The sequence below is a fragment of the bacterium genome, assembly GCA_023145965.1.
GTDB lineage: Bacteria > UBP14 > UBA6098 > UBA6098 > UBA6098 > UBA6098.
This window is the reverse complement of record JAGLDC010000008.1, coordinates 1-21,318: the sequence shown is the minus strand read 5'-3', so window position 1 is coordinate 21,318 and position 21,318 is coordinate 1. Positions and strand designations below refer to the sequence as shown.

At 43.5% G+C, this 21,318-nt stretch carries 7 protein-coding genes; all 7 read left to right on the top strand.

Features of this window, described 5'->3' with window-relative positions:
• The first annotated feature begins 16 nt into the window (after positions 1 to 16).
• Complete coding sequence (locus KAH81_00965) at positions 17 to 8,830, top strand: hypothetical protein (protein ID MCK5832219.1); 8,814 nt, start codon at positions 17 to 19, stop codon at positions 8,828 to 8,830.
• Between the two features lie 41 nt (positions 8,831 to 8,871).
• Positions 8,872 to 14,103 carry a hypothetical protein gene (locus KAH81_00960; GenBank protein MCK5832218.1) on the top strand — a complete coding sequence of 1,744 codons (5,232 nt, stop codon included), beginning with the start codon at positions 8,872 to 8,874 and terminating at the stop codon, positions 14,101 to 14,103.
• Between the two features lie 57 nt (positions 14,104 to 14,160).
• Positions 14,161 to 17,094 (top strand): OmpA family protein, encoded by a 2,934-nt coding sequence (locus tag KAH81_00955; protein ID MCK5832217.1) that lies wholly within the window; start codon positions 14,161 to 14,163, stop codon positions 17,092 to 17,094.
• A gap of 5 nt (positions 17,095 to 17,099) precedes the next feature.
• Complete coding sequence (locus tag KAH81_00950; protein MCK5832216.1) at positions 17,100 to 19,967, top strand: type IX secretion system membrane protein PorP/SprF; 2,868 nt, start codon at positions 17,100 to 17,102, stop codon at positions 19,965 to 19,967.
• A gap of 102 nt (positions 19,968 to 20,069) precedes the next feature.
• Positions 20,070 to 20,279: a cold-shock protein gene (locus KAH81_00945; GenBank protein MCK5832215.1), complete on the top strand. Its 210-nt coding sequence runs from the start codon at positions 20,070 to 20,072 to the stop codon at positions 20,277 to 20,279.
• Positions 20,280 to 20,410: 131 nt separating this feature from the next.
• Complete coding sequence (locus KAH81_00940; protein ID MCK5832214.1) at positions 20,411 to 21,025, top strand: sigma-70 family RNA polymerase sigma factor; 615 nt, start codon at positions 20,411 to 20,413, stop codon at positions 21,023 to 21,025.
• Positions 21,018 to 21,318 (top strand): zf-HC2 domain-containing protein (locus KAH81_00935; protein ID MCK5832213.1); only part of this gene is annotated, 301 nt, incomplete at its 3' end. The genes KAH81_00940 and KAH81_00935, both read left to right, overlap by 8 nt.

The window sequence follows — 21,318 nt, the reverse complement described above, 5'->3', positions numbered from 1 at the left end:
TAGTTTGGAGGCCATTGTGGTCTGTTTCGAGAAGATTTCGTATCTTGTTGTTATGCTTATGGTTATAGCTGGCGTAGCCTTTGGTCAGGCTTATTATTCGGTTTCAGGGTGGGACTGTGAAGCTAGAGTAGATACCGTTAATGGCCATTTTGGTGTAGGACAACTTTCAACCGGCCATAATCTAACCTACGAATTCGATAATCCTTCAATCTTGACACTAAATCCTTCATCCAATATGGTTTTTCGCATAGATGGTGAAACCTATGGGTGGCTTGGAGTGGTCTTATCGCCAGATCATGATCTTTATGACTATAATGCTCCCACATATCCAAGGCATCTTATTTCTTCTAATATTATTCAAAACAGATGGTTATTCCCGCTTCCGGGGGGAGAGGTCATCCAAATCGATCAATATTTTGCACCTGCAAATCACATTGTTACTATCCCAGAAGACGGAGATACTATAATTGATACTCTTGGATTGGCTAAAGTATCATATAGGGTTTTGAACAATGGAACCTTACCCCACTCCGTGGGAATCGAGCATAAATGGGATGTTAAAATTAATTTGAGAGACGATGCTCCGGTTTCTATCCCCGGAACTTACGATAGTATCAATACTGTTTATACACCAACTGTCCCGGGTTCTTTTACAGCCGCCGAGTTCGATTTACTCGATCCTGATTTGGATCAGCTTATCGCTATGGGTATTATTGGCATTGATGATTGCACGCCTCCCAATTTTTTGGCATATGGCAGTGAGTCTGAACTTATACCCTCGAGATTCACGGTAACTCCAGCCTTTGCTGGAGGTCTCTATTCATACAGCGGGGTCCTTCTTCGGTGGGATGATAGAACGGTTGTAGGGGGGAATTCCTTCGATATTATCACATATTATGGTCTTGGAAATATTAAGGCTAATCGAGGCGAGATTCGTTTGGCCACCACAACTACAAACTGGAGCGCAGATTCGTGTAGGTTGGCAGGTAACCCAAAAGAGTTCACCGCTATTGTCAGAAACCAATCTACAGATTTAACAACCTTCGATACCCTATGGCTTTGCATTAATTTCGATTCCAGTATGGCTTCACTAGTTATAGATGGCAGCGATATATATGCAGATTCTTTGTGCTATGAATATTATGATGTTGTTATAAGTGAATCCTACACAAAAACGTGGTTATTTGAAGCCTATGAGGATACATGTGGAACGTTCGAGGTATATTGGACTTGTAGCACCTCGACACCAGGTATAGACGCCGTTTTCGATACGACGATTTCAACTGTTCCATGTATTAGCGGTCTTGGGCCGGAAATTGACTTTATCCAACCAGCCTATTCATTCACAGCTTGCACCACAGGTAGCGGCCTTGAAGTGATGATTGAGTTCGATAAAAGTTACGATCCGACAGGTATCGAGATAGATTATACCAAGACTATCGTGAGAATAGACGCAGGGGATGATTCTGTTATTATTAATTTCGAAATGGAGGAAGCTTTCATTTGGGATTTGTTGCCCGGCGACCTCACTGACACACTTAAGATACCTCTGGATTCTCTCCCGATGTTGATTTACGGCACTGGAGACGAAATAATTATATGTGTTCTCAATGTCGTTGATAATTATGGTTGTAAAGGCCCCTATATTTGTGACACTTTAGTAGTGGATCAATCGCCACCGATTCTCTGGTTCCAATTTCCACCGCCGGATTCAGAAATTGCTTCTTCTACACCGATGATAGAAATTGGTCTTGTTGACTCGGTTTCGGGTGTTGATTCGATGAATATTTTCTATTCGGTTGCTGGAACGCATTATTCGGTTAGCGGTTTCCCGGGATCCTACTTTAATCCGACGACTGACCTTGTAATGCACTCTGTCACTTCACCTTTTCCCTGTGAGAATTGGATAGAGGTTTGCGTCGATTCCGTGGCTGATTTAACCGATGCAACATGCGGTCCGAATTGGTTATATGACACCTGTTGGAATTTCTTTGTGGACTGTAATCCTCCTACGGTCGAATTAATTAGACCAACGAACCTGTCGATTATTTCGTGTAGCACCCCTGTAAATGTTGCTTTTCGGGTTAATGACAGCACTTGCGTGGATTCTACAGTTGGAATTATAAATTTTATTCCTGGTCCGACAATAGATTTTAGCGCGCCCGGCTATCCGATCGATTGGTATTGTGATAGTTTTGTGATAAACGGAATTACTTTCCCCGAAGGGGGAATCCGTGTTGAAGTGAGTGGCATCCGAGATGGTGTGGGTAATGAAATGATCCCGGTTACATACAATTTTTCTGTTGATACACTCGGTCCCTTGCCAGATACATTATCTATCTCTCCACCTCCAGGGAGCTTTGTTTCACCGATTTTCGCGTGTAGTTTGCTTGTTACCGATGATTCGCCGTTAGCGGATACGAGTATCCATTGGAAATTTAATGTTGGTGGGGCGACGCATACCTACACTATCATGGATATCAATACGGATATTCACTCTCTGGGAGTGAATAATTGGTTGCTTTATTCCAATGCTCTTGGCGGGTTCACAGTATCGCATGGTGATACTATTCATTGTTGTTTGACTAATTGCAACGACATAGCTGAGTTATGTGGTCAGAATACACTTGTGGGTGATTCAGTTTGTTGGGACTATTATGTGGATGCTCAAGGACCATCTGCAACACTACTTTGGCCTGCTAATCATAGTATTTCGGCTTGTTATCCATTGTGGAATTTAGATATACTTCTCGACGATGCCTCGGGTGTCGATCCAACATCTGTTGTTGTTTCTCTTGAGGGTGTTCCATTCCCAATATTTGATTTTGGAGATACATTCCGATGTTTTATAGGCCCCATGGATGATATACCTGTTTGTCCCGAAAGTGTTATGGTCGAGCTTCTTCAAGCCTCGGATTTTCTTGGCAATATGACAGTTGATAGTCTTTGGTGGTTTATACTCGATACCATTCCACCATTCAGCGAACCATTGACATGGGAACCAGCCCCTGCTACGCCTATCCCTTCCGTTTCACCTTTTGATACGATAGAATTTGTTGAATCTCCAGGTTGTGAGGGTTGGTTTAGCCGTAGCAATACTCTCGTAAATTTATTTGTTAGACCCGCCGGAATTGTCGATTCTATTTGGGGCGATGATACCCGTGTGATTTGGGAAGGCGATACATGGAATTTGCCAATACAGCATCTCGATTACATCTCCGATAGTGATACTATATGCATTAAGCTGGCGCATTTCGAAGATTCGCTTGAATATATGTCTATTGAAGGTTGCGAGCCTGCATTCGACGATGATATGACAGATTATGATGATTGGTGCATACGCATTAGCGCTGGTGGTCCAATGATCAATCTTCGCTATCCTCAGAGGTCGTATATCAGTTGTTTAGAGCCTCCGAATGGTTTCCAATATCGTATCTTCGATGACGACGGTTTAAATGTATCGACTATCCGGTTTTATGTTTATACTCCCGATGGAGATACAACGGAATTTACATGGGCGGATTTGCCATACGATACCACTTGGCTTTTATATCCCGATGAAATGCTTCTTAATTTCTACCTCGATGTCGAGGATTATGCGGCGGTTGGCGAATCACTTTGCGTCGAATTTAACCGCATTCAAGATATGTTCGATGTTTATAATGAAGGTGTGAGTAAATTCTGTATTGTCGTTGACACAACCGATCCCTGTCCTGAAGACTATTATCCTAATGAGATGGAGATAGACACGAGAACACCTCTTATTTGGGCATATGTTCCGCACGATTTCGCGCCTATTAACACAGATAGTCTTGCCTTCTCTATGAACGGTGGAACCGATTGGATATGGTCAACAGATTCATCTGGTGCAGTTTATTGGGGGATTGGCGATACTGCTTTCCTCGATGTTTCTATGCTAGATACTTCTTTATGGATAAGCGGTGGTGATACGGTCGAAATTTGCGTTCGCAATACAGACCAAACAGACACCTTGGTCGGTTGTCCCATCAACCACTGCGAAACTTGTTGGTCATTCTGGCTTGCTGCTAATGGGCCGATACCTTCTGCAATTGTTCCTGGTGAGGATTGGATTTGGGCCTGCCCGCAAGTCGATTCGATGGTTATTGCTCTTGTCGATTCCGATGGTATTGACTGGTCAACCATCGAAGTTACCTGCAGTAGCTATGTTACCGGGACTTCAAACCATTATATCTGGCCATCGGGTAATCTTAGAAGTCACCCCGAAACCCTTGTTGTAATTCCCGACACGCCATATTCGACAGAGGATACAATAGGTGTTACTGTTTGGGCATATGATAACCTTATGAATTTCGTTAGCAGTGGCCCCTATGAATATCAATTCATTATTGACCAGACGCCACCCGATTTGATATGGACCACTCCTTCCTGTGAAGGTGATTCAGTTAGTGATAATACTCCGATAATATGGTTCAACGCCAATGACAGATGGGGGAGGGTAGATACTCTTTCGTGGTGTATCGGTTTCCTTCATCCCGGTTCCACTACAGATTGGGATACAGTGTGTTATGAAGATGAACCGGGAGCTTGGTTATTTACTGGTTCTACAGACTCGGTCGGTCTTAATACCGGCCTTGTGACTATTCTCTCGCCTTGGTGGCTGGGTGGTGACACTATAGTTTACAGCGTTATTAATGTCTGCGACGAAACTGATACTTGTGGACCTAACTGCACATCGTCAACGGATACCTGCCACCTTCGAATTGCTTCGCGTGGCCCGGAAATAAAAAACCTCTGGCCGGATGGAAATGGCATACTCGGTTGTGAGCAACCAGATACCTTTGTTTTCGAGATTTTCGATATAGACGAGATAAACACTTCGAGCCTTTCTTTATGGTATAGCTCTTGTTCGACAGATAGCGTGGCCTTCGGTATTGGTGATGTTGCGCAGATTGTGGATTATATCGATGGTCCCGAGGCCGATACATTGTATTTCGTACCACCCGAGGTTTTAGCTGAAGGATGTTACTTCAATATTGGAATCGAAGTTCTCGATATGATCGGTAACACCCAAGAGCCAAATTCCTTTGATTTCGTCTATGATTATACTCCACCTTCATTTGTTATCGATCATCCTTATGATTTAGCATATAGCTTCACTCCAGATGTCTATATGGTTTTCCCAGATAATATTGCGGGAATCGACACAAATACAGTAACAGTTTCGATTACGAGCGGGCCGTGTGCGCCTGTTTCCGCTGTTTCGCCTGCACCAGATACCTTAGAATGGAGATTCTCATCGGGCGTACCGGAAACACTTATTCTTAGTTTCGACGCTTTGGGGTGCATTCTTTATACCGGAGATTCGGCTTGTATCCATGTCGATATGTCTTGCGATAATTCGGCAGCTTGTCCGGCTTGCACAACCTACGACACTACATGGTGTTTCGAGGTTGTGCAGGGAGGCCCGACACCGGAGCTTGTTTATCCTATGGATTTACTATGTCCTGAAGATTCAATTGTCTTCCAGTTTACCGATATTGACAGCGTTTTGGTCGATGGGATGAAATTTGCAGTAAATGGCACTGAGGTGCCATACCCTGGAACCGCTTTTGTTTGGGATCCGGCACTTTTTGTTCTCACATATAATCCCTCGGCATCATTCGATACTAGTTATATCGAAGTATGTATCGATAGCATTGTAGATGGTTTAGGTTATGGTATGCCACTGACTTGTTGGGATATTAGAGTCGATCTCGATCCGCCGATACCTGAATATATATCACCTGTGGGCATTATCGGTGATCATCAACCGGATATTATACTTACAATGCTGGACAGCCTGAATTTCGTTAATCCAGATTGCTTTGTTCTTACCGTCAATGGTGAAACTTTTAACTTTGACGGCACAATTCTTTCATGGATACCCGAAACAACTATAGCCACCCCGGGAACACTCGTTTGGAGTGCGGTTCTCGCTGGCGACACGCTCGATCCCGGGCCTGTCGATGTTTGTTTAGTTGAGGCTTGCGACAGCACGGGTTGTTTTGCCAATAATATGCTGTCCAGTCTGGGAACCACATTCTGTTGGGATTTCGAAGTTGCAGTTGGTGATGGTCCTGTTGTTACGCTCGAACAGCCAAGCGATTGTGGTCTTGGAATCTCCTGCACAACCACTTTCCAATTCCGCTGGTCCATTGTCGATGTTGAGGGCGTTGCTTCTCACAGCTTCGTTGTTAAATATATGGAGCGCGGTATCTTGCATACTTTTAATATCGATTCTTCACAGGTAACTTTAATCGATGGCGATAGCACTCTTCTATTCGAGCCCCTCGCGCCTGAAGCCGCTGGAAGCGTTTGGGTTAGGGTCGAAGATATGACCGATGTTCTGGGCAATCCATCATGGGGCTTTGACGATACGTGCTGGTTTGTTATCGATTGGGACGCACCGTATGTTATCGATTATAGCCCGGATGATATGTCCGAGTTGGCTACGCCGTATCCACTTATATGGTTCTATGTTACCGACTCCTCCTATATAATCGATTATTCAACCGGTGTTATACGCATCGCTGGCACCGCATATGATCTCAGTGATCCACATGTCTATTGGAACGGAGATACAATTTTCTTCGATCCACGGATTGATCCACCTATGCCATTCGGTGGTGGGGATTCTATCGTATTTTGCTTGGAAAGCCTGGCAGACTCGACAATAATCTGCGAACCTAATGTGATAGCGACGGAATGTTACACCTTCTTTATAAATTCCGAAGGTCCTAATGTGTCCGTTATCTTCCCTGACACAACTCTCGATCCTATGATCACTTTCTGTGACTCTGGTGCTTTCTGGTTACGCACGGTCGATCCCGAGGGGCTAGATACGCTTTCCGTTGTTGTTATCTGGAACGGCGATACTACCCGATGGGTTGATATGCCGGGGCTATTCGATTTATATGAAGGCACATCTAGTGTCGATACAGTTGCTTTGTGGCCACCGTTCTCCGTATCCGATGGAGATACAATGTGCCTCGAACTTGTTCAATGGACTGATTCCATCGGAAACAATTTCTTTGGAGATTTAACGCTTTGTGCGATTAGCGACCAATCCCCTCCCGATACCGATTGGGTTTTGCCCAACATTGGCGAGGTGACGAATACATGGTCGCCCGATATATTCGCAAGCTTGATAGATCAATATTCCTGGATAGATCATGATATAGTAGGAATTCGTATTAATGAGAACGGCAACCCCTGGGGAAGCTTCCCGTGGCCTTCCACCGAACTTGCGTGGGCGGGGGATACTATTGTATTCTCGACCGATTCCGATTTCACGGAATTCGCCGAGATATGCGTTTATGTGTCTATCTCAGACTCCTCCACCATAGAAACGCCTTACAATTGTGCACCTAATGGAACAAGTATCGAATGGTGCTTTAACATAGGCGATGATGATACGGTTGGACCTGTGGTAGTGATACCGGATTCATGCTATGTTCGCGCAAATTACGACCAGTTCCAGATTGTGATTGGAGTGACAGATCCGGACGGTATTTTTGATGATGCTTCTATCGATACCTTGGGTCAGGGTTTGTTGGCCGAGTTCTTTACCTCTACTACGACTTATTGGTTGCCGATGGAGATCGACTCGGTTATCGAATACGCCGGCCCCGAGGGTGATAGCATCTATTGGATATCGACTACTCCGGGAGCCATTCCTGATAGCGATATTATTTCCGGGATGTTCTTTGGTTATATTATATGGTCTCACGACAATGACTTCGATTTCGATAATCTGATAGATCGTCAACTAGCTGTCTCGGATACGCATTGGTGTGTTATTTATAACGATATTCCACCTGAGATCACTGTCAATATTGCCCCCGATCAGAGTTGGGTTAGCTGTCTTTGTCCGAACCAATCCATAGAGTTGGAGTTTGCTGACATAGATTCGCTCAAATCGAGTCTCATAATCCTCGAGGTTAATGGAGTGGAGTATTCGATCACCAGCCCGCAAATTACATGGGATCCCGGTTATTCAGGGCATCACTTTGGCGTTCATTATCTTACATATATGCCAGATTCGGCGGATTGTTGGGAACACGGTGACACTGTTCAAACCTCGATTCGCAACATAGTTGACCAGTGGGGTAACGAAGCTGAAAACTATTTCTGGGAATTCTATATGGATTTCTTCCCGCCGGTGGCGTGGTGTTTCGCAGAAAATGACACCAATGTGGATATCACCGATTTGGACTCGATTGTTTTCCATCTAGATGATGAGAATGCCGGTGTTAATCCTTATGAGATCGTCCTTCAGGTCACTCAAGTCGTTGGGGCCGAGACACATGTTATTCTTTATGATATAGAGACTGAGGGTGCACTCAGTTACGATGGAACAGCGGGCAATCTTGTTCTTGATCTTGAGCACGCGACTGGTCTCGATCTTTCCCGCGACGATACATTGTTCTTTACTTTAGCGCACACAGAGGATCTTACCACAATCTGTGATCCGAATGTGCTCGATGATTACTATATGTGTGTGAAATATATAAAACCCATCACAAGATGTCATGCAAGCCCGCAGCCATTTACTCCTCCGCCGCCGGCGGATGGTTATAACGATGAAGTGGTCTTTGATTATCCGGGTCGCATTGATATCGATGGTATTGTTAAAGTATATGATATGCGTGGCCGCCAGGTAGCTGAGATTACTGCTAGCGGTTCGCACAGGTTTGCATGGGACGGCTACGACTTTAACGGAGTTCCTGTTCGTCCCGGGGTCTATGTTTATGTGATAGAGCAAGGAGGCGAGGTTATTTGTTCCGGCACAGTCGTTCTAGCGAGATAATGGGGTATCGCTGACGGCATTGTCGGTCTTGGGAGGTTATTATGAGAAACGCCAGAATTTTATTGGCGACCTCGTTTTTTCTTGCTTGTTTTTCGGTAGTTTTTGCGCAAGTGGATTCAACCGAATTGAAGTTAGAACTATATCCGCCGGGCATGAGCGATAGTCGAAGGATTATCAGTTCCGGCGAAATGAGGTTAGCTGTTAATGATGTCGATGGCAGGTTCACTATAGGAACTATCGATGGAAAATCCCTTCTATTTGGATTCCCTCACGAAGGTGCGACTTCGCACACTCATTTCTTTGTGAATGATTCCGTTGCGGGGACTTATTCTGTTGATGGTGGGACTCATCCTGATCCAGCTCGGGTGCTTTTACATCCCATTATCGATGCCGATGCCGTAGTATCGAGGTATGAAATCGATGGCATTCAGTTCGAGCAAAGGCTTACAATTACTGTTATCGGCGAACGATCCACAGCTCTTATCGAATATATTGCTACAAACACAACGACTTTGCCAGCCGATGTCGGCCTTCTCATCTTCTTTGATACAATGATAGGCGACAACGATTATGCACCTATTGCGACAGAGTATGGATATTTTGCAGTAGAACGCGAGTTTATAACTCCAAATATACCGACGTATTGGCAGGCTTTTGAGTCTTCACCTTGGCAACCAGAGGATAGCCTTATTGGTTCGGGTGTTCTTGTAGGAGGAAGTGCAGAGCCACCGGATCGCATTGTGTTCGGAGACTTTTGGCATTATCGAAATACCATTTGGGATTATATTGTAACCCCGGATCCATATTCAGATTCGGCAGTTCTGATGCGTTGGGATGTTAGTGCGTTAGCCCCGGGTGCTACCCGAAGAATGGCAACTTATTATGGCCTGGGCAAAGTTGAAATATCAATTGGAGATCTTAATCTATCTCTATCTGGCCCCGATGAGCTAGAAATTGAATCATGTTCTTTCAGAACTCCCAATCCTTTTCCTGTTAACTTGCTTGTGTCTAATGCTACAGGTATCGGTATGAGCGATATCCTGGCGGAAATCGAGCTTCCCGATGGTTTCCATGCTCTCGACTCGGCTGTTACCCCTGTTATGCCCGATATACTTGGTCCTGGTGCGACAGGTTCGGTTTCGTGGAGTATTGTTTTGGACGATGGTTATTTCTCGAATGACACGACAATTTGCCTTGAAGTAAATGTTTGGTCTCCGATAACAGACACCTTCTCAGTCGATTGGTGTATAGATATCCCCGGTATCGACGGCAGAGGACCTTCTGCTGAATTGGTTGCGCCTTCGGATGGTTCCCTCATCGCTTGCGATACACTTGCTTTGTTAGTGCGCTTATCAGATCCATCCGAAGTCGATGTTTCCACAATCGAACTCGATATTGATGGTATTAGCCTTAGTTACCCGGACCCAAGGTTTTCATATTCCAGCTCTTTTCTGCGTTGTTTTATTCCTGTTACTGATCTTGTGGAGGGTAATGTTGAAATTAGTCTCGGAGATATACGAGATTTACATGGTTGTCCACTTGTTGACGATTATTCGTGGAATATTTATCTAGATTGGCATCCTCCAATAGCTGCTTTTATAGAACCAGCTCCAGATGATACTGTTGAGAGTGATGATTTCGAAGTTCTAGCTTCGCTAGACGATCTAACAGGTATCGAGGATACCTCTTTATTCTGGACACTCGACGGTGTTACGTTGGATATACCGATTAATATTATTGCTGGAAGGGTTTCATTCCAGCCCATGGAGACAGGTCTTCTGCCGCTTGGTTTATCCGAACATATCGTTTGTCTCGATGGCATTCACGACAAGGTGTATGGCTATTGCGGTCCCAATTATTCCGAACCGATTTGCATAGATTTTTGGACAAATATCGTTCGCCCTTATGCCCAAATCATCGAACCATACCCGGGGAGTTATTCTTCCTGCGAAAGTCAGAGAATCGTTTCGGCGCTGATTAATCCAAGCGGCGATTTCGACATATCTTCTATAACCATGACAGTGAATGGTGTAGTTCACCACGTCGGCGATGGAACTCTTACTCTCGATGATGATACATTGTTGATATTCGTCCCGGACGATAGCTTTGAAGACGGCTCTATGGTAGATGTTTATCTCACCGCTGAGACAAGCTCTCGAACTGCGATTACACCGCTTTCTTGGTCATTTGGTATCGATCTCACTCCACCTGAAGCTACATTGATCACACCGATATCCGGAGTATTTTCCACAGTTGATGAGACTATTGAGCTTTCCTTCACTGACGATGGTGCTGGCGTGGATTTTTCTTCTATTGTTATCGATATCCGCGGAGATGGTGAAGAAGCGGTTCTTCATGTCGATTCGCCTGAACTCACTATTTTCGGTAGTTCTGCGAGTTTCTCACCAGCAGACTTAGGCATTGCCCTTAGTGGTTGTGATACTATTGAAGTAGAGGTTGCAATTGCTGACCGTGCGATGTATTGTTTCCCGAATCGCCTCGGTGGTAGTGTATTTGCTATTGAGGTGCCTTGCACACCTCCAATATGTGGGCCATGTTCGATAGCGGAGTCCGTATATGTCTCTTGTGACACACTCAATCTCTCGATGCTTATTTCAGATGATGAAGGTGTTGATTATTCGGCTATCTCAATATTTATAAACGGTATAATCGTCGATTTAGGTTCCTCTCATGCGATTTTTGAGGGCGACACCTTGAAACTATCCTTGCCATGGGATGACTTCCCCGGCGATTCAATGTTAATAATCATCGATGGTATAGCAGATATTTTTGGCAATTCGCTCGGTTATGGATTAACACTGTTTTATTACAAGGATACCGAACCTCCAACTATCACCGGGCCAGTTCCCGAGCCTTCAAGTTATATGACCGAATTGCTATCGGTATTCTCGTTCGAGGTCGCCGACTCTTCATCCGGTGTAGATATGGCAAGAACTTATGTCAGTTTCGGCGGTATTCGGGTCGATAGAACATCCGGCTTGAGCTATGACGGAGCGCTCCTTTCAGCTCCTACCTCTATATTAGAGCCTTTCGATAGTGAGAGCTTGAGGGTATGTGTTTATGCCTTTGATAATTCCGAGGTTTGCGGTGCGAACTCAAATTCCAATTGTTGGACCTACTATTTTGATTTTAATCCGCCTGAGGTAGAATTCATGTCACCTCCTGCCGGGGCTATTCTTGGTTGCCCGAATCAACCTTTCCGTTTCCGTATTACAGACGACCAGGGAATAGATCCATCTACAATTATTTTAACAGCATGCGGTATCGATTTCCATGTTGATGGCATGGAGCTTGTTTTCGATGGTGAAATCCTGCATTTTTATCCAGATTCCAGCCTATTCCACGACAACGAAGTATGCTCGGTATTTGTTGTATCAGTGAACGATAGCGCCGGGAACGCTCTTTCATCAGCGGTGGGGGACAATTTCTTGTTCGATTTCTCACCTCCTATCTGCATAAGCGAATTAATGGAGCCTTTCGTCGCGGGTCCGTTGCAGAGATTAAAATGGATGCTTTCTGACTTAGTATCCGGTGTCTCGACAGAATCTATTATAATGACTATAAATGATATAGAGCATAATATAGATTCTCCAGCCCTCTCCTTCGATGGTTCGAGTCTTGTTTTCGATCCATATTATGCGCTGCAGTGGACAGAAGATATAGAGATAGATATTAGATTCTCCGATAATGCTTTCGCTTGTCCAAACAATGGTGTGTTTATTGATACCTTACCGTATATTCCTTCTGAACCGGACCTTGAGATAAACTCACCGTCGCAGAATGCTTATATAGCGTGTGATCCTCTTCAACTTTCGATTTTCGTCGATAGCGATTATGGCCTTGACCTTTCCGATGTCACTGTTACTTGCGGTGCTATTTCCCTTTCAGAGGAAGATATTGAGATAACGGCAGGCAATATAACTATAGAGTTTCCGGAAGGCACTCTTACTGCTGGCCATAGGCAAGTCATTATTGATGGTTTTATAGATACTTTAGGTAATGTTTTTACCGCCGAAACCCTTGGTATTATTCTTGATTTTGAAGCCCCTAGAATCGGGGAGCCATTTCCATACAATGGGCAGAATGTTTCGAGCGAGAATCTGATTATTACAACGCATATCTCAGACGATTTTGCCGGGATAAACCTCGATCTATTGGCTCTTAGCCTCAACGGAGTGATATATTATCTGGATAGCCCGCTTATGCAACTTCTTGGTGATTCGCTTGCGTTGGATGCCACAACATTAGACCTTTCAGGTTCGATTGCCGCTGAAATAGAGGCTTTCGATAAAACAACGAACTGCGGGCCAAATTCTTCTAATAAAGAATGGTGTTTTTCTGTTAATAGTAGCGGACCAGAATTCTCTCTTATTGAGCCAATCGACGGGTCGATTACACATGTCGAAGATCAGGTTATAAAGGTATCTATCGAAGATCCCGAAGGGCTTTCGACGGTTTCCATATTACTCGATGTCGATGGAAATCAATTTACATTAGCTGATAGTATGACTTTAACAGGTGATATTCTTGAATTTCGACCTCAAACAAATTGGTCGCATGGCGACACGCTAGATATTTCGATTTATTGCGAAGATGCCCTCGGGAATCCGTCGAGTTCATATCTTGGGTCGTTTATTTGCGATTTTGAACCACCGTTTGTTGTTTCGACTTCTCCTGAAAATAACGCCGTTCTCAAGGAACCACCGGAATATATTTCATTGAATATTATGGATAATATAAGTGGTTTCGATCAATATTCCTTTGAGGTCGAGTGGGGGCCGCATCGTTTTACCATCGCCGATCCCTGTATATATATAGATTCATCGTCGATAGTTATTGATGTGCGTAATTCTGATATGATTATTGGTTCGCCTGATTCATTGACATTAAAATATTCCAATATTAGCGATTATGAAGGTGATTACGGTAGCGCTAATGTTATGGAGACCTTCTCGTTGAACTTTACTGTTGTCGATGAAGGATGCCTATCATTACCGAGACCGTTCACCCCGAATGCCGATGGTTACTATGATGAAGTGACTATATTCACTGGATTATCAAAGACAGCAATTATTAATGTGTTTACCATTGATGGAAGATTAGTGCGTTCCACCGAGGCCGATGGCAAATGGAATTGGGATGGAAAAGATAATAATGGTATGCTTATGTCAGTTGGAACGTATCTGTTCACAGTTAGTAGCGCAGACGATGGTTCTACTAAGTGCGGTGGAACGGTTGTTCTAGCTCGTTAGGATGAGATTACTGATTAAAACTGGATAAATATTATATGGTTATTGAAAGGATCATCGATGACCCACAATAAGATTAAACATACGACTTGCATTGCGGTAATCGCGCTATTGTCGATTACAATCTCGAGCTTTGCTCAAATGGATAACACACTCGAAAGCGCCAGAGCGGCGGGTATCGGCGGTGCTTATCTGGCTATCGGCGATGATGTCAATTCGGTTGCGTCGAATTCTGCCGGTTTGATGCGTCTCAACAGGACACAGCTCACCGGAAGTTATACAAGATACTTCTCCGGTGCTAATATACCGACCTTGCAAGAAGGCTCTATATATTTCTCTCCTTTTGAGTGGACAAAGTGGTTCTTCGCTATCGGTGCAAGCTATTTTAATCACGATATATACAACCAGCAAATCGGTTCGTTAGTTATTGGGCGCGAGCTTTTCAGGAAGGGAAGCAAGTTCCGGCTCGCGACAGCTGTGAACGCGAACTTATATCGGATTGACTACAATAATCTGAATTTCAGTCCCGATTTCGATCCCAATGATCCCGTGTTTAGCGGTGGCTACGATAAAATGACCTATGGTGCAGATATATCGCTTTTGGCTGAGATTGGTCCATTGTCCATTGGTGCAAAAGGATACAATTTAAATGAACCAGAAATTTCTCTTCGCACCGGCGCAGAGGGTGGTAAGCTTATACGGAAGGTTAGAGGTGGCCTTGCCTATGATATCCTCGGGATAATAACACCTGTTGTCGAAGTTGAAGTTCCGGTTTCGAGCACAACCAGTATCAGTGATGAAATGAGTTTCGCTGTTGGTGCAGAATCGTGGTTTGTAAACAAAATGCTCGGTGCACGCGCCGGTTTCAACTCACAGATATCTTCCGACAACGAAATCAAAAGCAGTGCGATTAGTTTAGGTATGTCATTCCGTTCCAGAACTGATTGGGATGCCGGCCTCGATTATGCGATACAAATACCAATCGATTCGCCGGTCGAGATGGGCCAGACTCATAAAGTCTCAGTTGGAATAGGTATGAAAAGACCTGAGAGGGTCATTACCGACCTTGCTGTTGTGCCGAATTCGGTCAATGCGGTTCCGGAGCATGTTATACCCGGTCAATCTGTGCAAATAAATGCCAAGATTGAAAATCTCGGCGATATGGACGCCCAGAATTTCCCTATGAGCCTGTATTACTTTGTAGATGGAAAACCTTATATCGCTTGTAAGATAACAATCGATGAGCTTGTGTCCGGTGATAGAAAAGATGTAACACTCGATTTCACACCGGTCAAAGGAGGGCAATACGAACTTTTTGCATCCGTTAATGACCAAGGCGATAAGGCTCCGGCTGTTCACAACAAAGTCTTAGAATATGATCTTGAAAACAACACCTGGCAAACTTCGCTTGCATGTTATGGACCTCCTGTCTTCGATGGCAATATTAGCACAAGTAAAGACCAACTGTCACTATCGACCGTTTCCAAGGTTAAAGAAGAGGCTCCAATGGTGCCGATAGTATTTTTTGAAAAAACTTCGACAGTCATCAAACAAAGCAGATTCGATACTATGTTGAGGACTATTGCCGAGAGATTACTTAAAAACCCAGGAGCAACAATTGAGCTTAAAGGCCATTATGATGCGAAAAAAGAGATAGATGGGGGCAAAGAACTTGCATTAAGCCGTGCTCGTGCCGTGAAGAAGTATTTCACCGATCTCGGTGTTTCAGCGGATAAGCTTATTGTTGTCGAAGATGGTTATGATATGGGTGCGGAACTTGTAAAAAACGCTAGCGCAGAATTTAGAGACGAAATTTCCGAAGAAAATCGTAATGTAGATATTTCCGTTCGTCTTGACGAGAGCGAGTATGTCTGCGAATATTACTACAGCGAAGAGCAAATCGAACCCAGCGAAATCGATTATCAAGGGTGTGTTTCCACTTTGGAAACAATGGTGCCTTTCCTTGAGGCCAATCCCGATGTTAATGTGGTTTTTATGGGTGTTGCGGGTTGCAGTGAAAGCGACTGCATAAAAGAGGCCTACGATAGGGCGATAGAATTTCGTAAACGCGCCCAAAAAGCTCTACCAAATTGGTTGGAGGCACGTCTTTTTGTCCTAGCTTCCGATTGGGTAAGCCAAGATGAATTCGCAAAGGTCGAACTTCTTCTCGATGGCGATGCTATAATATTCAGACCCCGTGGTTCTGCTTCTGGAAGAGAGGCTCTGGAATTTGAAGATATTGAAGAAATGCAAATATCTATAGATCCAATTAAATCCGAAGTAGGCATAGATTCCTTTGCCATATTTATTTCAGAAGATAATTCCGAAGAGCCCTTTGCTATTCTCAAGACAGGTAAAGGAGAAACACCTTCTACAATCAGTTGGAATTGGCTAGGTTCCTTTGGCCAGCCTCCCGATCCCGAGAAGACATATTTTGCTGAAATTTATGCCGAAGATATATACGGTCAATCGGTAACAGGCAAATCCAAACCTATTTCAGTAAAGGTAAAGGAGCAGGAAGAAAGACGCGAGATGTTTATCATTAGCTTCAATTTTGGAAAAGCCGAAGCAACCTCACAATATCTTGAAGCGAGGGTCGAGGCTCTGGCTGATAGGCTAATCGAACGCGCAAAATTCCTTGGCTCCAATGTCCGTATTAAAGCGACAGTTATTGGCCATACAGATATTGTCGGTTCTCCGAAGGCCAACAAAGAACTATCGCTGGAGAGGGCAAAGAAGGAATATACTAGACTTCAATACGGAATGATGCACATTCTCGGTATGAATTCTATCGACGAGCTTGACGGCTGGCTTAAAGACCATAGGGTTGAGCTTGGATACGAAGGCCGAAGCTTCGAAGAACCAATGACAATCCGTTATTGGGAACAGGGTTATTGGCGTAGTGAGCAAATTGGCGACAACGAGGTTCCCGAGGGAAGACTCGTTAATCGCCGTGTTGTTCTCGAGGTTCTCACGCTGTCAAAGCAGGAATAGTATTTGTGGTATTTCGCGATCCAATATTTTTAGCATTCGTCCTTTTTGCGACAATTGCTATGGCTCTTACGCCTATTCAGGAAAGCCTCGGTGAAATATATGCTATAGGTGTCCAGGGTGTCGAGGGTATGGGTGCGAATCCAGCATCGATTACCGGGAATTCGAATCATCAGATATCGGCAAATGCAACTAGATATTGGCTTGGGCTCGAGGATGAAAGCCCCTTTACCTCTAAAATAGCTTACTCTTCACCCTCTGCAAGATGGGGTGCTTATGGTGCCGAATTAAAATACTTCAGCGCTAGTGTCCAGAATAGGTTTGATCTTACCATTTCCTATGCCTACGCCTTCGAATTCAAGAATAGAGGTGAGGTTTCCTTTGGGCTTTCAGGGAGGTGGATAAGGAACCAATATAGTCCTACGGATTTCTATCGCTTCGAGGATGATCCCCTTTTTAATGAATTTGGTTATTCAGCAAGCGGATTAGGTCTGGATTTGGGTGCGGTATATAGAAAAAACCGCATAGCCTTCGGTTTTTGTGCAAAAAATGTTGTTCAACCCTCGCTTTCTATCTCAAACGATATGGGGGAGGGGTACAGAGAGGCGCTGGTTTATTCGACTGCCGCCTCGTATGCTGTGAAGAATTGGCTAATCCCGAGGATACAATTTTCCCAGAATTCAGAAGGGAAATTGGAACTATCCGCAGGAACAGAGATTTTATTATTCAATGGTCTAGTTGCACTGAGAACTGGATATAGCGTTGAAGGTTTTGCATTAGGGTTCGGTCTTTTAGGAAGATCTAAATTACCGGTGAATTTCGATTATGCCATGCTCTATCCAACGGGCTCCTTATCGAAAGCTCGACTAACGAATCACTCAGTAGGATTGACTTTTAACATCCCCCAGAGCAAAAAGAATAAAAAGATTAACGAAACAGGTCCACCTTCGTTTGAATTTCCCGATATTATTGCCGCGAAAGATCCTCATAGTAAGGATATGCCGATTTTAGAGATAGGCAATAAAGGCCACTTCAGTGCAATAATCGGAAATGTTGGAGGAAAGCCATCAGATAACACTTTCGCTTCAGTTTTCATTATTAATACGGATTCATCTATGGTAGGGTCCCCGTTTGCGATTCCTCCTCTTGATCCTTCGGAGATCTACGATATCGATTGGACATGGGAGCCAAAAGCAGCAGGTGTATATAAATTCATCGTTTCCGCCGATGACGATGGTTCACGTTTTCCTTTGCGTAACAGCAAAATATCGGAGGTCGATGTATCAAATAATAGGATAGAAATTCCATTTTATGTGATCGGACCCATATTTGCCGAGGTAAAGGTAGAGAATGAGGCTATAACGATACCGCAACTTACATATATCGCTGACGAGGAACCCCTCGTTCCGGTGGTCTTTTTTGAAAAAAACAGCTTGGAATTGGCAGATCGCTTTATGCCTACTCTCGAGGTAATAGCCAGGCGCATTGCCGAGAATCCGGATATTAAGCTTGTTCTTCGTGGATATACAGACTCCGAAAGCGAGACTGGCGATACCAGTAGTTTGTATTTTCAAAGGGCTAAAGCTGTTAAAAACGAAATAGGTAAAAAGACTAGCAGTGATGTCGAAGTTATGATTGAAAGCGTGGATAACTACAATCCCGAAACCCCCCGGATAAGACCGCTAACATCCAATACATCAATAGAAGACAAGGTTTGGGCACAACAGGAAAATCGTCGTGTAGAGATGTCCACTATAGTTAATGGTTTCGAGACTGACCTGCTTTATACCGATCTTTCTACCTTCGATGTTTCTCTATCGCAATATAAAGACTCGCTTCTTTCGATTTCTATTTTGATTAAAAGAGTTTTGGATGAGAATCCAGGAGCCTCTTTAATCTTCGAGGCAGATGTGCAAACTGGTGCTCAATGGCAGTCGGCATACGATAACCTTTCAGAGTTGCGTGAAGCGGTTATTGGTTCGATTCAAGCAGATATTAACTTTCAAATAGTGCCTGTATTCATTAAACTCGCCGAAGATTTTAAGCCGGTAGTTCGAGTATATCTCAGCGGGGAGGGCATGCTGTATCGACCCAAAGAGGCTGCTCTTGCCGCTAAGGATTTTGAGATACCAAAAGATAAAAGAGAAAACAGAATATCCATTAGTATTGGCGAAGGTATTGTAGATAGCTTCACAATAAGTATTGTAGATCAACAGATGAATACTATAAGAGTTCTGTCGAGTGGGTCGAATAGCCCCCCAAAGATTGTTGTATGGGATTGGCGTGATAAAAACGGCAATCTGGTCGATCCACGTAAAATATATAGAGTGGAGTTATCCCTTCAAGATCCCGCAGAAAATATTTGGAATAACTATTCCAGTGAAATATCAATAGAAATAAGCGATAAGGAGATTAGGCGCGAAAGCACAATTATTGTGCAGTTCGCTTTCGATGAGGTTACATCTACCAGCAAGTTCCTAGAATCGCGTATCGAGTCTATGGCTCGTAAAATTATTGATTTAAGCAATAAGGAAAATTCTTACTTTAATGTAAAAATCATAGGCCATACAGACCCTATCGGTTCAGACCGAAGGAACATGATTTTAAGTCAGGAACGCGCCGAAGAAGAAGAATCCGCTATACGCCGCTATTTAAGAAATATGCTGGATATCGATAACGATAGCGGGCTTGAAAAATGGCTTGCCGACCACCGTATAACTCTTGTTCGCCAGGGTTTTTCCGATGGAAAACCCTACGAGGTCGAGCGTTATCGTGACGGCCGTTTTGAAAGAGTTCTTTTAGGGAATAATGTTTTTCCAGAAGGCCGCGCTTCGAATCGCCGTGTAATAATACAAATCGAAGAAATACGCGAATAATCTAGTATTTTATTGAAATACACTTGACATATTGGTGTCACCAATATACTTTGAGATGTATTATTTAAAGAGATATTATTTAATTTGGAAAATGGAGGGAATATGCCTTTAGGAACCGTTAAAAGATTTGATAAAAAGAAAGGCTTCGGGTTTATCTCCGCTGATGAAGGATTCGATGGAGATATTTTTGTGCATTATTCTGATATAGTTGGAGAAGGCTACAAAATGCTTGTCCCTGGGCAAAGAGTCGAATTTGATATTACTGAAAGCGATAGAGGGCATAAAGCTGTTAATGTTACCCGCATTGAGTAAACAATTCCTATCCTAAAAAAATCTAATAAATTATTCTTTTCAAATAGAACAAGCGTTGGTTTTTGTTTTATAAACGCGAAAAATAATTATATTTTATAAAATAAATTATTTTTCATATGCTTAATATTTTTTTGAATATTCTATCCTTCTGCGTTAATAGTATTTCGGTTAGGCTGAAACCGAAGGAAATCTCCAACGATTCAGACCTTATACCCCAAATTAAAAAAGGGGATAAGGTAGCCTTTCAAATGCTAGTTGACAGACATAAAAGACGCGCTTTTTACGCCGCGCTCGGAATGGTTAGCGATAGAGATAACGCACTTGATCTGACTCAAGATGCTTGGGTTATCGTTTATTCAAGCATGGAGTCTTTCCACGACGGCCACCCGTTCTACCCATGGTTTTATAGAATTCTTATGAATCTCTGTAAGAATTTTTTAAGACATAAAAAGGTTGTGGATAGGGTCGTCATTGGCAGTATAAACGACGAATGGATTGCTGAGATTGAAGGCAATGTTCTTAAACCCGAAAGCCTAGTCGAAGAAAGAGAGGCAAAAGCTCTTGTCTGGAAGGCTATAGAATGCCTTTCACCCGAACACAAGGAAGTTATAATACTCGCTCATTTCGAAAACCTAAGTTACGAGAAAATTGCCGAACTCACCGGAGTTGCAATAGGAACAGTCATGAGTAGGTTGTATTATGCGCGTAAGAAATTAGCGCAACAAATAGGTCAATATTATGAATAAAGGGTCTTTTAAAAATAACGGTTCAAAGGAGCCATGTGGAAAAATATGGGGCGAGAGAATCTCAGCTTATATCGATGGCGAATTGTCACAGGACGAAAGGCATGAGGTAGAAGATCATCTCAGAATATGCCCCGAATGTCGTTCTTTTATAACCACTCTCGAAAGGATTAAGGGAGTTACGATGAAAATGAGGTTTGCCGATCCACCCGACGAAATTTGGAAGCACTATTGGACTGGGATTTATAATCGCATTGAGCGTGGAATTGGTTGGATATTTTTCTCAATTGGTTTGG